8 protein-coding genes are annotated in these 15,910 nt (G+C 58.8%); 1 reads left to right on the forward strand and 7 read right to left on the reverse strand.

Features of this window, described 5'->3' with window-relative positions; all coding sequences use genetic code 11:
• The first annotated feature begins 178 nt into the window (after window positions 1-178).
• Window positions 179-3,448: a glycosyl hydrolase gene (locus tag C1A08_RS08700; RefSeq protein WP_101572770.1), complete on the forward strand. Its 3,270-nt coding sequence runs from the start codon at window positions 179-181 to the stop codon at window positions 3,446-3,448.
• A 113-nt stretch (window positions 3,449-3,561) separates the two neighbouring features.
• Here the strand turns inward: C1A08_RS08700 and C1A08_RS08705 are convergent, their stop codons facing one another.
• The 7 genes from C1A08_RS08705 to C1A08_RS08735 all read right to left on the reverse strand — a co-directional run bounded on the left by C1A08_RS08705 (window position 3,562) and on the right by C1A08_RS08735 (window position 15,607).
• Window positions 3,562-6,123 (reverse strand): beta-glucosidase, encoded by a 2,562-nt coding sequence (locus tag C1A08_RS08705; protein ID WP_055205007.1) that lies wholly within the window; start codon window positions 6,121-6,123, stop codon window positions 3,562-3,564.
• A 105-nt stretch (window positions 6,124-6,228) separates the two neighbouring features.
• Window positions 6,229-7,635: a D-xylose transporter XylE gene (gene xylE / locus C1A08_RS08710; protein WP_055205005.1), complete on the reverse strand. Its 1,407-nt coding sequence runs from the start codon at window positions 7,633-7,635 to the stop codon at window positions 6,229-6,231.
• Window positions 7,636-7,708: 73 nt separating this feature from the next.
• A complete protein-coding gene (xylA, locus tag C1A08_RS08715; RefSeq protein WP_216645973.1) occupies window positions 7,709-9,022 on the reverse strand; it encodes a xylose isomerase in 1,314 nt (437 codons plus the stop codon).
• A 38-nt stretch (window positions 9,023-9,060) separates the two neighbouring features.
• Entirely contained in the window at window positions 9,061-10,566 is a 1,506-nt protein-coding gene (locus tag C1A08_RS08720; RefSeq protein WP_101572772.1) for a xylulokinase, read from the reverse strand.
• A gap of 13 nt (window positions 10,567-10,579) precedes the next feature.
• A complete protein-coding gene (locus C1A08_RS08725) occupies window positions 10,580-13,051 on the reverse strand; it encodes a glycoside hydrolase family 95 protein (protein WP_101573138.1) in 2,472 nt (823 codons plus the stop codon).
• Between the two features lie 56 nt (window positions 13,052-13,107).
• Window positions 13,108-13,854: an NUDIX hydrolase gene (locus C1A08_RS08730; protein WP_101572774.1), complete on the reverse strand. Its 747-nt coding sequence runs from the start codon at window positions 13,852-13,854 to the stop codon at window positions 13,108-13,110.
• A gap of 352 nt (window positions 13,855-14,206) precedes the next feature.
• A complete protein-coding gene (locus C1A08_RS08735; protein WP_101572776.1) occupies window positions 14,207-15,607 on the reverse strand; it encodes an MGH1-like glycoside hydrolase domain-containing protein in 1,401 nt (466 codons plus the stop codon).
• Window positions 15,608-15,910 lie beyond the last annotated feature (303 nt).

Genomic DNA, 15,910 nt, shown 5'->3' on the forward strand with positions numbered 1-15,910 from the left:
TCGCGCAACGATTGCGACCGGTGAAGCAATCGCGGGCACACCCGCCCGATCGGAAAACCCGCCAGCGATCGAACGGGCGGAACAGGAAAAGATTTTTGCAGACCGAATAGTATTTTTCCTTTTTTTTAACGATCTTAGTCGTCTGACTTTACAAACCAACCGACTAACCGATCCGAACATGAACAGACTAAGCCCCAAACGGCGGTTGCTGTATGCCGCTTTTTTACTGTTTCCTTTTGCTTCCCTGACAGCGCAAGTACCTATCGTACCTCCGGCGGACGAGCTGAACAAGCCGTTCGGCGAAAGCGACGAAGAGGCTTTCGCGTCCCCCCCGAAAGTTTTTTATCCGGAAACATGGTTCCATTACATCGGGGGCAACGTATCCCCGAAAGGAATTACCGCCGACCTGGAAGCGATCGCGGCGGCCGGCTTTTCTGGAATACAACTGTTCCACGGACAGTTCGGCGGCGTTTGGCCCGGCACGGAATCGCAGATCGCCTGCCTCAGTCCGTTGTGGGACGATGCCGTCCGGCATACCGCAGAGGAGTGCAAGCGGCTGGGACTGCGCTTTACGATGCAAGGATGTCCCGGCTGGGCGATGGCGGGCGGCCCGTGGATCAAACCGGAACAGGCGATGCGCCATCTGGCATGGAGCCGGACGGACGCCACGTCCGGGGCCAGCAACGTAACGCTGCCCGTCCCGCAGCCGAGCGAAGAGGAGTGGCGGGATTACCGCGATGTGGCGGTCATCGCTTTCCCGACCCCGACGGACGACACCGGGAAACCGCTGGAACCGGAGGACGTCCGGAGCAACCGAGCAGGCGACTGGAAAAAATTCATAAAAGGAGAAGCCGACGCTCCGATGCAACTTTCGCCGGCGGGGGAAAACGATCCCAACTGGGTGGAAATCACATTCCCCGAAGAAACGGTCGTTCGGACGGTCGAATTCCCGTCGGTCAACAGCCTGACCCATGCCTGGTGTTACGAACCGGGAGTCGAACTGACCGTACAGGCGATCCTGCCGTCCGGCAGCGCCGAGGATATTCTGCACACTTACCTACCGCAGGGCAGCTGGCAGGACGACCGTCCCGTCTCGCTGGCCTGCACGGAAACGGAAGGAGTCCGGAAATACCGGATCGTTATCAGGAACGAACACGACATGACCCTGCAATCCCTCCGGCTGTTTTCGGCGGCCCGTAAGAACAACTGGGAATCGGAAGCCGGCTGGACGCTCCGCAGCATCGAGCGGAACGGACAATCGGCCGAACAATCTCCCGACACGTACGTGAAAATGTCCCGGATCATCGACCTGTCCGACAAACTGAACGAAGACGGCTCCCTCGATTGGAAAGCGCCCGAAGGAAAATGGACCGTCCTGCGGATCGGTCACGTAAATACCGGCATGAAGAACGGCCCCGCCCCGGCGGAAGGCACCGGATGGGAGTGCGACAAACTATCGACGGCCGGTTCCGACGCGCAGTTCGACGGATATATCGGCCGGCTCGCCAAATCCGGCGGCCCCCTGGCCGGCGGACTGCTCAACGGCGTGTTGTTCGACAGTTGGGAATGCAAAACCCAGACATGGACGCCGGAAATGGAAAAAGAATTCGTCGAACGCACGGGCTACGGCCTGCGAAAATGGATCCCGGCCCTGTTCGGTTACGTGATCGACACCCCGGAAGAGACCGCGCGCTTTCTGAACGACTGGCGGAGGGTCGTCGGCAACCTCTTCGCCGAAAACTTCTTCGGCAACATGGCGCGACGGGCCCGGGAACAAGGCCTGTCGATCTCGTACGAAACCGCCGCCGGCGATATTTTCCCGGCGGACATCCTCGAATATTACAAATATGCGGACGTCCCGATGTGCGAGTTCTGGCAACCGTTTTCCGAAGGGTACGTAGGCTCGCTGAACTTCAAGCCGATCAAACCGACGGCGTCGGCAGCCCGCCTGTACGGCAAACCTCGCGTCGCGGCGGAATCCTTCACCTCGTTCGCCCATACGTGGGACGAGCATTTCCAGATGCTCAAAGAAGTTGCGAACGTCAATACGACGGAAGGGGTCACCCACCTGATTTTCCACACTTACACCCACAATCCGCAGGTCGGCTTCCCGCCTCCCGGCACCTCTTTCTCCGGAGCGGGGATCGGAACGCCTTTCCTACGGGGACAGACCTGGTGGAAATACATGCCCGAATTTACGACTTACCTGGCGCGCTGCGGCTACCTGCTCGAACGGGGAAAACCCGTCTCCGACATCCTGTGGTACCTCGGAGACGAGATCGACCACAAGCCCGACCAGGAGATCCCCTTCCCGGCGGGATTCAAATACGACTACTGCAACACCGACATCCTGCTGAACCGCCTGAAGGTCGATAACGGCCGGATCGTTACGCCCGAGGGAATCGGATACCGCGTCCTGTGGCTGCCCGAAACCACCCGGATGCTGCCCGAGACCGCCGAAAAGCTGTATGCGCTCATAAACGACGGAGCGACCGTCATCGGAAACGCCCCGCAGGGTCCGGCCACGTTGATCGGCGGAAAAAAAGCCCGAAAACGGCTGGATACGGCCGCAGCGAAAATCTGGGGCAACTCCGCTCCCGGCATCCGCAACGTGGGAAAAGGCCGGATCGTCGCCGGCATATCGCTGGACGACGCGCTGAAACGACTGGCGATCGAACCGGACGTAAATGCGCCGGAAGTCCTGTGGCTGCACCGGACGACCGACCGGGCCGACTGGTATTACGTCTGCGCGCCCAAAGGAAAAGGTTTCCGGGGGACGGTGGACTTCCGGTGTAGCGGAAGGGTACAACTGTGGGATCCGGTAAGCGGAACCGTCCGCGACGTACCCGCCGAGCCGAAAGACGACCGGACGCGCGTCGGCATCGACCTGCCCGCGGCGGGCTCCTGCTTCGTCGTCTTCCGAAAGGACGGTTCGAAGGCTCCCCGGATCGAAGCGCCAGAAGTCGTATCGACCCAAACCCTGACCGCCCCGTGGGAACTCAAATTCCCGGAAGGCTGGGGAGCGCCGGTTTCGGTCGAACTGGTCGATCTGAAACCGTGGAAAGACCTGGATATTTCCCCCGAGGGCAAAGCCTTCTCCGGAACGGCCGAATACAACTCCGCGTTCGAAATCGGGCCGGTGAAAAAAGACCGGCATTACATCCTCGACCTGGGAGACGTGGAGCGCATCGCCGAAGTCTATGTCAACGGAGAGTTCGTCCGCACGCTCTGGACGCCGCCTTACAGCCTGGATATAACGGACCGCGTCCGGGATGGTAAAAATTCGATCACGGTAAAGGTGACCAACACCTGGTTCAACCGGCTGGTATACGACGCCGCCCGGCCGGAGAGCGACCGCAAAACCTGGGTGCTGAAATGGCCGGATAAAAACGCTCCGCTCAAAGAGAGCGGCTTGCTGGGCCCCGTGTCGATCCGCACCATGCAATAGATCCGGATGCGTAAACGCGACAAACCATCGCAGATTCCGATGGTCTGTCGCTTCCAGAACGAAGGCCGGCGTCCCGATGGACGCCGGCCTTCGTCATAACCGTTTCGGAAAGATCAGAAACGCACCTTCGCGCTCCGGCGGATATCCCGCGAGGAGTGACCGGCTTCGATCGTAAACTCGTCCGAATCGCGCACCCAGGCGCGGCGATCGGGATTCCAGTACGAGAAAGCGTCCTTATCGAGCGTAAAAGTCACTTCGCGGCTTTCGCCGGGCTTGAGGAAGACCTTGTCGAAGGCTTTCAGTTCGTGAACAGGACGCGTATAGCGGCAGTTTTTCTGTCCCACATAAATCTGAACCACTTCGGCCCCGTCGCGCGAACCGGTATTTTTCACATGCAACGTCACGACGCAGTTATCCCCGTCTTTTTTCACTTTCATCTTCGAATAATCGAAAGTCGTATAACTCAATCCGTAACCGAATTCGTACCGGGGCGTCACCCGTTTCGTATCGAAGTAACGGTAGCCGACCATCAGGCTGTCTTCGTAATTGACGTTGTCCACGTCCTGCGTCGCCAGTTCGTAAACCGGGGAATCCTCCAGCCGCTCCGGCCAACTGAACGTAAGCCGACCTGAAGGATCGGCGTCGCCGAAAAGGATATCGGCCATCGCGGTTCCCCCTTCCATACCGGGGAAAAACATATCCAGCACCGCCGGCACGCGGTCGATCCACGGCAGGTCGATCGGAGCCCCGTGCATCAGCACGACGATCGTCTTGCCGTTGATCGCCGAAACCTGACGGATCAGTTCGGTCTGCCCCTGCGGGAACTGCATCGACGTCCGGTCGCGCCCTTCGCAATCGAGGTTGTGGTCGGTGCCCCCTACGAAAACGATCGCATCGGCATCGGCCAACTGCTCTCTATACGGGGCGATCTGCCCGGCAATGATATCGGCATCGCTCGGCATGGCCCATTCCAAGCGCAGCGAAGGATTGTCTTTGGCCCAATAATTCATCTCCGTAGCGTTTTTTCGACCGTCGGGCGACTGCGAATAGTCGATCCGGACGTCGTAGGTCTTGCCCGCCTCGAAAAAGAACATCGCCGTATTGCGCTGCGGGACGCCCGCTTCTGCGTTGCGTACCGCCTGGGCCCCCATATCGCTGACCCACAGTTCGGCATGGTCGTCGGTAATCAAGCGCAGGGTATAGTTTCCGGTAACGGGAGCTTTGAGCTTACCTTCGACGGTAGCATGCACGTATCCGGGCTCGATTTTTCCCGGGACGGGCGATGCGTTGAACCAGGTGAAATCGACGACCGGCTCGATACGTTCCTGCTGCACGTCGCCGCTGCCCTGTTTGCGGTAAACGGCCGTAACGCCGTTGCGTCCGTCCTTGCCGACCCAGCACTCGTTCGGGATCGGCTGGAATTCCGAATCCCCGGTCAGCGGCAGGTAGGCCAAGTCGGCCTTGCCGGCCAGTTTGGCTTCCAGACCCTTGAGCGGCGTAGTCTCGTACACGGCCTGAGCGCCCGAACTTCCGCCGAGTCCCAGCACGCAGAAACGCTGGGCGCAATTGGGACCGATCAGCACGACCTTCTTCGTCTTGTCGATATCGAGCGGCAGCAAACCGCCGTCGTTTTTCAGCAGCACCATACTCTCTGCGGCAGCCCGGCGGGCCACCTGCTGATTCTCCGGCGTATTGAGCGCAGCGCCCGCCTTCATATCCTTGTGATCGAGCATACCGGTTTTCCACTTCACCCAAAGGATGCGGCGCACCATCTCGTCGAGCACCGACTGCGGCACATCGCCGCGGGCTACGGCGTCCATCAACGGTTTTCCGAATTTGATCGTCTCGAAATCGCCCCACGGCATATCGATATCCAGTCCGGCCAGAGCCGCTTTCTCGGTAGAACGGGAGTGGCAGAAATCGGTAAGCACCAGTCCCTTGAAACCCCATTCGCCCTTCAGCACATCGTTGAGCAGCCACCTGCTGTCGCTGCACAGGTCGCCGTTCAGTCCGTTGGCCGCCGTCATGCACCCCCACGGGTCGCCCTCTTCGACCGCTATTTCGAAACCGCGCAGGTAAATTTCGCGCAGCGTCCGCTCGTCTACGTTGCTCATGTACCAATTGCGATTCAGGTCGCGGCCGTTCGCCGCGAAGTGCTTGATGCAGGCCGAAACGCCTTCGCTCTGTATCCCGCGCACCTGTGCGGCGGCGAGCTTCCCGCTGAGGAAAGGATCTTCGGTCAGGTATTCGAAAAAGCGCCCGCCCAGCGGATCGCGGTTGATGTTGAACGCAGGGCCGAATACCATGGATATGCCGTTGGCCCGGCTCTCGCTGCCGATCACGCGTCCGGTCTCTTCGACCAGCGCGGGATTCCACGTAGCGGCCAACCCCAACCCGGACGGAAATACCGTCACCGCACCGGCGCGTATGCCCCGGGGACCGTCGGCCGCGTACATGGGCAGAATCCCCAGCCGCGGAACGCCCGGCAGCACCACCTCGCCGAACTTGTCTCCGCCGAAACACAACCGCACCTTCTCTTCGGGCGTCATCCGCTCGATCGCATTCTGAATCCGCTCCTCGATCGGAATGTTCGGATCGGCGATCACTTCCGGCTGGGCGGACAACGTCCCCCCGCAGCACAGCAGCAAGCCGATCCCGCATAACAATTTCTTCATTTTCCGTATTTTATTTTAAACGACTTAATTTCCGTTTCGCCGGCTGTCCCCTCCGCCGCGATGAAACGGCATTGCTGCGGACAAGACGTTCCGCCGGCAGAACGACTATTTTTTAAACAACTTCTCCATCTCCTCCAGCGACTTTCCTTTCGTTTCGGGGACAAATTTAACCATAAAAAACGCAGAGGCCAACCCCATCAGCGCATAAATCCAGTAAGCGAACCCGTGGTGGAAATGCTCGATCAGGTAGCTCGATTTGTCCATCATCGGGAAAGTCCAGGACACCACGTAATTGGCGACCCACTGCGCGGCAACGGCCAACGCCATGGCCTGACCGCGGATCCGGTTGGGAAAAATCTCGGACAGCAGCACCCAGCAGACCGGCCCCCACGACATGGCGAACGAAGCCGTATAACACAGCATGGCGGCCAGCGAAAGCCATCCCATATGCTGCGTATAGAAGGTGAGTCCGAGCGTGACCATACTGACGGCCATACCCAGACTGCCGATAATCATCAACGGTTTGCGACCGAAACGATCGACCGTAAATATGGCCAACACCGTAAAAGACAGGTTAATCACGCCTACGATAATCGTCTGGGCCAGGGCCGCGTTGGTACCCATGCCCATACTGCGGAAAATCTCCGGAGCGTAGTACAGCACCACGTTGATCCCCACGAACTGCTGGAATACGGAGAGCAGGACGCCGATCACGATCACGGCGGCGCCGTAACTGAACAGCTTCGAGCGGACGGAACCCGCGAGCGACCTGCGAATGTCCCGCACCTCGGCATCCGTATCCGTCGCGGGATCCACGCGGCGCAGGATCGCCGCGGCTCTTCGATCCTGTCCTTTCATCACCAACCACCGCGGACTCTCGGGAACGCAGAAAATCAGCAGCAGCAGGCAGGAAGCCGGAATCACCTCGGACAGGAACATCAACCGCCAACCGGTCGTCGTAAGCCACTGCTCGTCCCCGCTCAGTGCAATGCCGTAATTGACGAAGTAGACTACCAGCATTCCGAAAATAATGGCGAACTGGTTCCACGAAACCAGGCTGCCCCGCCGGCCGGCCGGCGCCATTTCGGCAATGTACATCGGCGACAGCATCGAAGCCAGCCCCACCCCGATACCGCCGATGATCCGGTAGACGATGAAATGGGGCAGGAACTCGTGCGGATCGCCGTCGCCGAATCCCATTTCGGGATAGGCCGACCCGACGGCCGAAACGATAAAAAGGACGGCGGCCGCCATCAGGCTCCGCTTACGCCCCAGCCGGGTAGCCATCACTCCGCCGATCAATCCGCCGATCACACAGCCGATCAGGGCGCTCGACACGGCGAAACCGAGCAGAGAACTGGCCGCCGTTTCGTCCAAGCCGAGCGGTACGACGAAATTGAGATCGAGGTATTTCACCGTCCCCGAAATCACCGCCGTATCGTACCCGAACAACAATCCGCCCAAGGTAGCCACCAGCGTCAGAAATATCAGATAACCGTTGCTTTTATTCATTTTCTTTTCAGGTTCATTTTGGACGAAAGGCGGGAGCGCAACGGAAAATTCGCTGCGCTCCCGCCTCACGGCATTAGATATACATCGAAAGCAGTTGCTCGTATTTTTCCTGTTTCCCGCTGACGGTCGCGGGTTCTCCGGCCGCAGCGGCCAGATCGCGCAACGCCTCGAGGGTCAGCTTTCCCTGTTCGAATTCGGCGCCTTTGCCGCTGTCGAACGAAGCGTAGCGCTGCTTGCGCCACTGTTCGAGCGGCGAATCGCGCAGGATCGTATCGGCGATCAACAAAGCCCGGGCGAAGGTGTCCATCCCGGCGATGTGGGCGATGAAAAGGTCTTCCGCGTCGGTCGAATTGCGGCGGGTCTTGGCGTCGAAATTCACGCCTCCCGAACCGAATCCGCCGTTGCGTAGGATCACGAGCATCGCCTCGACGGTCTCCTGCAGGTTGATCGGAAACTGGTCGGTGTCCCAACCGTTCTGCGCGTCGCCCCGGTTGGCGTCGATACTGCCCAACATCCCCGCATCGGCCGCACATTGCAGTTCGTGCTCGAAGGTGTGACCGGCCAGCGTGGCGTGGTTGACTTCGATATTCACCTTGAAGTCCTTGTCCAGGCCGTAGTGACGCAGGAAGCCGATCACGGTTTCGGTATCGTAATCGTACTGGTGTTTGGTCGGTTCCATCGGCTTGGGCTCGACGAGGAACGTCCCCTGAAACCCGTTTTTACGAGCGTAGTCGCGGGCCAGGGTCAGCATCGTCGCCAGGTGCTCCTTCTCCCGTTTCATATCCGTATTGAGCAGAGACATATACCCTTCGCGACCTCCCCAGAACACGTAATTTTCGCCTCCGAGGGCGATGGTCGCGTCGATCGCGTTTTTGATCTGCACGGCCGCGCGCGAAACCGCCGCGAAGTCGGGATTGGTCGCCGCGCCGTTCATGTACCGACCGTTACCGAACACATTGGCCGTCCCCCACAGCAACTTTACGCCGGTCTCCCGCTGCTTCTGCCCGGCATACTCCACGACAGCCTGCAAATTCTTCTCGTATTCGGCTACGGAGCCGCCTTCGCGGACGAGATCGACATCGTGAAAGCAATAGTACGGAGCGCCGATTTTCACGAAGAAATCGAAAGCCGAATCCATCTTGACCTTCGCCTGCTCCACCGGATCGGCGATACCGTCCCACGGGAAACGATGGGTGCCGCCTCCGAACTGATCGCTGCCGTCGGCGCAGAACGAATGCCAGTAAGCGATCGCGAAACGAAGGTATTCTTTCATGGTCTTGCCCGCCACGACCCGGTTCTCGTCGTACCAGCGAAACGCCAGCGGATTTTTCGAATCGGGCCCTTCGTACCCGATCTTGCCGAATTTTGAAAACATGGATTCCATCATCGTTTGATTCGATTTAGTATTGTTTTTAAAGATAAATTTCAAACTGAAGTTCCGTGCGACGCGCGGCCGAGCCGGTTTTCCAGTTCGGCTTTCCAGCGCGCGTATCCCCGTTCCAACACATCCCTGTCCGCAGGATCGGGACGCACTTCGTCGATCTTGCGGAGCGACGCGAACGTCTCTTCCCGGGAAGCGTACAGTCCGGCGCCGAGAGCCGCGCCCCGGGCGGCGCCCAAAGCCCCGTCGGTATTGTACAATTCGATGTCGGCGCCGCACAGGGTAGCCAACGTCTGCCGGAACACGGGACTGAGGAACAGATTCGCATACCCGGCCCGGATCACCCGGAGCCGCAACCCGGTCTCCCGCATGACGTCCATCCCGTAGCGGAACGCAAAAGCTATCCCCTCCTGCGCGGCGCGGAGCAGGTGGAAACGATCGTGCCGGTTGAGATCCAGCCCGATCGCTTCGGCCCCCGTATAACGGTTTCCGAGCATACGCTCCGCCCCGTTGCCGAAAGGCAGCATCAACACGCCTTCGCTACCGACCGGAATCTCCGCGCACCGCCGGTTCACTTCCGGATAACTCATATCCGGGACCGTCGTTTTCTTGACCCAGGCGTTCAGGATACCCGTACCGTTGATACAAAGCAGAACGCCGTAGCGCGGCCGCCGCGGCTCGTGATTCACATGCAGAAACGTATTGACCCGCGAAAACCGGTCCGGCCGGGGAACGTCGGTCACACCGTAAACCACGCCGGAAGTGCCTCCCGTAGCTGCCACCTCCCCCGGATCGAGCACGTTCAGCGAAAAAGCGTTGTTCGGTTGATCGCCCGCACGGTAAGAGACCGGCGTACCCGCTTCCAGGCCGAGATCGGCCGCGGCGGCCGCGTCCACCCGAGCCTGTATGCCGATGGACGGATGCGCCTGAGGAATCGTCCTCGGGTCGATCCCGTAATAACCGGCGACGAAACCGGCCGGCTTATTCTCAGTGAAGTCCCACAAAATCTGCTCGGACAGTCCGCTGCGGGTCGTAGACATTTCTCCCGTCAACCGGTACAGCACGTAATCGCCGGGCAGCATGAAACGATGCACTCCGGCAAAAACTTCCGGCTCGTTCTCCCGCACCCAGGCCAGTTTGGAGGCCGTAAAATTTCCGGGCGAATTCAACAGGCGTTCCAGACAGCGATCGTGTCCGAGCGCGTCGAACGCTCGATCCCCGATCTCCACAGCCCGGCTGTCGCACCAAATAATGGATTTTCGCAACGGCTCGCCCGCCTCGTCGAGGCACACGAGTCCGTGCATCTGGTACGTGATTCCGATCGCTTTCACGGTGCCGGCCCCTCCGGCCCGCGCGACGAGCGTCCGCACCCCTTCCCGCACGTAATTCCACCACATCCGGGGATCCTGCTCGGCCCATCCCGGCTGCGGCGCGTCGATCGGCATTTCAGCCGAAGGCAGCGTCACGGCCCCGGCACACTCGCCGGTCGCCACGTCGAGCAGCGAAACCTTGACCGAAGAGCTGCCGACGTCAATACCTAATGTTTTCATCCCGTTCGTACTATTATTCCGCAAACGACAGGGTGTAGACACGCCCCGTCTCGGTTTCTATATCGTATGTATATTTCGTCGGCAACGCCACCGGATGCAACGGCGCGCCGGGAGCGATCACCGGCGGATTGATCCGCTGAAGGGCGAACAGCGGATTCGGATTTTCGCCTTCGGCAGCGCGGAAACCGCCCCCTTTGCAAGAGCGCAGCGCCGAAGACGAGCGCACGCGGCAGTTCCCCCCGATCGTGGAGCGGATCACGGCCCGCGTCAGCCGGCCGCCGTCCCACTCCATCCGCACGATCTCGAAACCGCCCCGGGCCCGCAGGCCGCACACCCGTCCGCTCCGCCATACGTCGGGAAGCGCCGGCAACAGGTCAATCACCCCGTCGTGGCTTTGCAGCAGCATCTCGGCGATGCCGGCCGTACAGCCGAAATTTCCGTCGATCTGGAACGGGGGATGCGCATCGAACAGATTGGGATAGGTTCCGCCCGATTCGAAAGATTCGCCCTCCGGCGAGATCTGGTCGGTAATCAGCTTGTAGGCATGATTTCCGTCCAGAAAACGGGCCCACAGGCAAACCTTCCAGCCCATCGACCATCCGGTCGAAGCGTCGCCCCGGTGAATCAACGAAGTGCGGGCCGCATCGAAAAGATCGGGAGTCGTATAGGCCGAGATCTGGCGTCCGGGATAGAGCCCCCACAGGTGGGAAACATGCCGGTGACGATCTTCGGGATTGTCCCAGTCCTGCTGCCACTCCTGCAACTGTCCCCAACTACCCACCTGCATGGGAGCGAGCCGGGAACGCTTTTCCCGAAGCTCGCCGGCAAGATCCGCATCGCAGCCGAGGGTTTCCGCCGCTGCGATCGTATTGGAGAACAGGTCGAAGACCATCTGGTTGTCCATCGTCGCGCCGCTGACGACGGCATGGTGGATTCCCGCCTTCGCCGGAGTGTTCTCGGGAGAAATCGACGGCACGCAGACCAGCCAGCCGTGCTCGGGCTCCTCGGTCAGAAAATCGAGGAAAAACTCGCAGGCCCCTTTCATAACGGGATATACCTCCGCCAGGTAGACCGTATCGCCGCTGAACAGGTAACGATCCCACAAATGCTGGCAGAACCAGGCGTTCGACGTAGGCCACATCCCGCTGAGCGGGGTATCGACCATTCCGCTGATGCGCCAGATATCCGTATTGTGATGGGCCGTCCAACCCCGGGCGCCGTACATTCCGGAAGCCGCCTGACGCCCCGTAACGCTCAGGTCGCGGATCAGGTCGATCAGCGGGCCGTGCAGCTCGGACAGGTTGGTCGCTTCGGCGGGCCAGTAATTCATTTCGGTATTGATGTTGATCGTGTATTTGCTGTCCCAGGCAGGAAACGTCTGGTGGTTCCAAATGCCCTGCAACGTGGCCGCCTGTCCTCCGGGCTGCGACGAACAGATCAACAGGTAGCGGCCGAACTGGAAGTACAGCGACACCAATTGGGGATCGAAATGCGTGGCGAACTCGCGAACCCGCGCGTCGGTCGTCTTGGCGGCCTGAGCGTTGACGCCCAAATCGAGCGAAACCCGTTCGATCCACGGACGGTAAGCGGCGATGTGATCCGCCCGCAACCGCTTGTAAGACTTCTTTTTGGCCTGAGTCAAATAAGCCTCGGCCCGGGAGACCGGATCGCCGGAAATATCTTTGTAATCGTTGAAATTGGTTGCGATCGAAACCAGGATCGTAACCGCATCGGCTCCGGTCACCGTAATTCCGGCGCTGTCGGCGACCGTCGTTCCGCCCTCCGGAGAAATCTCCGCGACCGTACGGTACTCCACCTGGCCGGGGATCGTTTCATGGCCGTCGGTTCTGCCGTCGATCAGCAGCCGGTCGTTCCCCTGCGTGGTTACCCGGTAGTTTTGCATCGGGGTAGCGAACGAAATCCGGAACGAAATCCGGCGCCGTTCGGAAGCCGTCAGCCGCACGACCGCCACCTGATCGGAAAAGGAAGTAAACATCTCCCGCTTATAACGTATCCCATCGACGGCGTAGCCGACCGTAGCCGTGGCCGTAGCCAGATCCAGATCCCGGTAAAAATCCGAAACGTTCCGATGCCCCGGAAAGTCCAGCAACAGCGAACCGGCCGTCTGATACGGCATACCGTGCGAGGCATGCAAAGAGAAATTCTCGTCGCACAGGTCGAAAGCCTCTTTGTAGCGTCCTTCGAAAATCAGCCGTCGCACTTCGGGCAACGCTTCCCGGGCGGCCGGATTGACGTTGTTGTGCGGACCTCCGGCCCAGATCGTCTCTTCGTTGAGCTGCAGCTCCTCGCGTCCGCAGCCCCCGTATACCATAACGCCCAGGCGGCCGTTGCCCAGCGGAAGCGCCTCTTCCCAGCGGGAAGCGGGTCGGTCGTACCAAAGGGACAACGTCCCGGGATTCGGGCCGGCCGCCAGCTTTCCGCAAAAGCAGGTTGCGCCCAGTAAAAACAAACAAACGTATTTCATCGCGGTCGACATTTATTTAAGTATCAAAACGGGTTATGCAAAACGTCGTTCCGAAGCTAAAGCTGCCAGTTGATAAAATTGAGCCGGAATTTCTGCCGGACGTCTTTCTGGTACTTCTGCTTATCGAACGTGTAATACGCAGCCGGCTTGTGAGATACGTTTTTCTCTTTCTCGCCGGTTTCGCGGATGTAGCCGGACGACAACACTTTCTTACGAAAATTCCGGTTGTCGATCTCGATCCCCAAGATAGCCTCGTACAGCATCTGCAACTGACGCAGCGTAAACCGGCTCGACAGCAGTTCGAACGCGATCGGCTCGGTCATCAACTGCCGGTTGAGCATCTCCAAGGCCTGCGCGAGGATCGTCTTATGATCCATAGCCAGCCGGTTGACCGATTCGACGTCGAACCACCGCGCGCCTTTGTCCGCCGCGCAGGCGATCAGCCGGCTGTCCAGCTTGACCAGCGAATAGTAGGCCACCGTGACCACGCGGGTTGTATTCACGCGATAGTATTCGTTCAACCAACGCAGTTCGTCTCCCGAAACCCGATCCGGCCGGGAAAACACATGAAGCTGGCGCAGGTAGATATCGCGCGTGGACGTGTATTCGGCCAGCGTACGGTAAGCCGAAGTACGCAGATCTTCGTTCTCGAAGATCAGGTTGCCCGGCAACTTGTAATCGACGATCTTTTCGCCTCGGCCGTCGACGAACTCTCGTTCGACGAGCAGCACTTTGAGCGAATGACCGTCGAAACCGAAAATAACGCAATCCACCGACAGGGAATGATTCGTTTGCGGAGACATGGCTTCGTTTTTAATGACCGGCGAAGAGGTCAAAGTGTAATCTATACGCTATCTATACAAAAATAGCAACCCGCAATCACAAATCCAAACTTATCGTACACAATACGGTAACAGAACCGTTCACACACAACAAGAATCTAATTATCAACAAATAATAGCGAAGGCGTCTGCACATTGCAATACGTTTAGGGGATGCCGACCCCGTTATTTATCCCGCCGGATACGCCGAAAAACGCAGCGACCGAACCGCGATTGCGGTTCGGTCGCTGCGCCGGCTCCACGTCAGAATCCCGGCAAACCTCCGGAACGCGGCTTTGGCACCCCGGCGCTTCCGGCATCGAAACGATTTCCGTTAATAGCCGCCCGGCGACAGTTGCGTACTGATCGGGCGCGGATTGTCCGAAGCCGGGAATTCCAGACCGAAAAGCTCTTTTCCCAACGGCCGGAGCGAAGAGCCGTCCAACTTGCTCGGATCGTACCCCGTTTCACACTCGAAAGGCATCAGGTAAGCCAGCGCCGACCATCCCCAGAAACGTTTCAGGCCGAGTCCTTCGCCGCTCTCGCCGTTGTAGAATTCCCGCGTCACCTCGTTGCGCCGATAGACCAGCTCGACGGTCTTGCGAGCCAGTTCGCGGGCGATGTCCGCGTACCCGTAGTCGATCAGTCCGTGCATAATCATATAGTTGGTCGGAATCCACGTCGAACCCCGCCAATTGCAGCCCCAATCGCGGATATCCCCCTGCACGTAGTCGGGTTCGGTCTTGGCGTAACAGGCTATCGGAAACTCGATCCAGAACTCTTCGGGATTGGTCAGGTGCTCCTTGACCAGCCGTTCGGCGCGGCGCGGGGAGACGATGCCCGCCCACAACGGCAGGAATCCGGCCGCGGATTTCACCTTCACCAGTTCCCCCGTATGTTCGTCGCGGTCGTAATAAAATCCGTCCCGCTCGTCCCAAAAAATCGTATTGATCTTATCGGCCAGCAAAGCGGCGCACACGCCGAGTTCCCCGGCCTTCTCCGTCTTACCCAGCCGTTCGGCGATCAGTTGCATCGCCTTCAGTTCGCGGTAAACATAACAGGCAAGATCGACTCCCTCGTAACGGAAATCGTCCAACTTGCCCGCCCGACTGATCTGGTTGTCCATGCCGCTGTGATCGGAACTGTTCCAGACCGGCAGTCCGTTCCGGTCGAAATCGCAGTACCGCGTCCAGTAGTCGATGCTCAGCATCAACTGATCGAAATACGAAATCCCTTTGAATGCAGGACCGATCTGCACCCTCCCCCGGTCGCCTTTCTCTTCGAGCCACGTATAATCTCCGGTCTGCCGCGAACCCAGTTCGGCGATCTGCGCCAGAAACGGTTTGAAATGCTGACGTTCGCGCTTCTCGATCAGCGTGCGGGCGATGAACCCGTTGACGCACTGTTGGTTCAGAAAACTTTTCAGGTTCGTAAAACAGTAATCCGAAATTCCGAAATAGCTCATATAGAGATTCTCGAAATAGAGATCCCAGTCGTACATCTCGTGGTACGCATATCCGGTCAGCAACTTCCGGTTGTCGGGTTCGTACAGCACGATGCCTTTGTCGGCTATGTCGCGGTTCACCTCGTCGATCCGCGCCGCAAATTTCCGCGCGTCGTCGATCTTATACTCCCGAACCACCTTTTTTACCAGTTCTTGACCGGACTGACTCCGTCCCCCTAAAGATACGGTACAGCAAACGAATAACAAACAAACGAATCGGAACGTTCTCATTTCTTCTGAAATTTTATTATAACAAGACGGCAAAACGGTTTCGCCGGAAAAAACGAATCATTCCGGAAGCCTCGCAATCGTTGCAATTTCCGGAAAACACCGGCCGGATCATCCGTTTGGGAAACAAAAATCGAATCGTCCGTCCGATAAATCGCAACAATTTTACAAAAATTATTTTAAAAAACTATCTTTACGCTCGGATTATAACAAAAACAAACGTAACGGCATGATAACATGCCCAATGAATAGACTCGTCGATTTCGCAGCCGGGCGAAGGGATCTGTTTCCCCGCAGAAGATACAG

The organism is Alistipes sp. cv1 (assembly GCF_900240235.1).
Lineage (GTDB): Bacteria > Bacteroidota > Bacteroidia > Bacteroidales > Rikenellaceae > Alistipes_A > Alistipes_A hominis.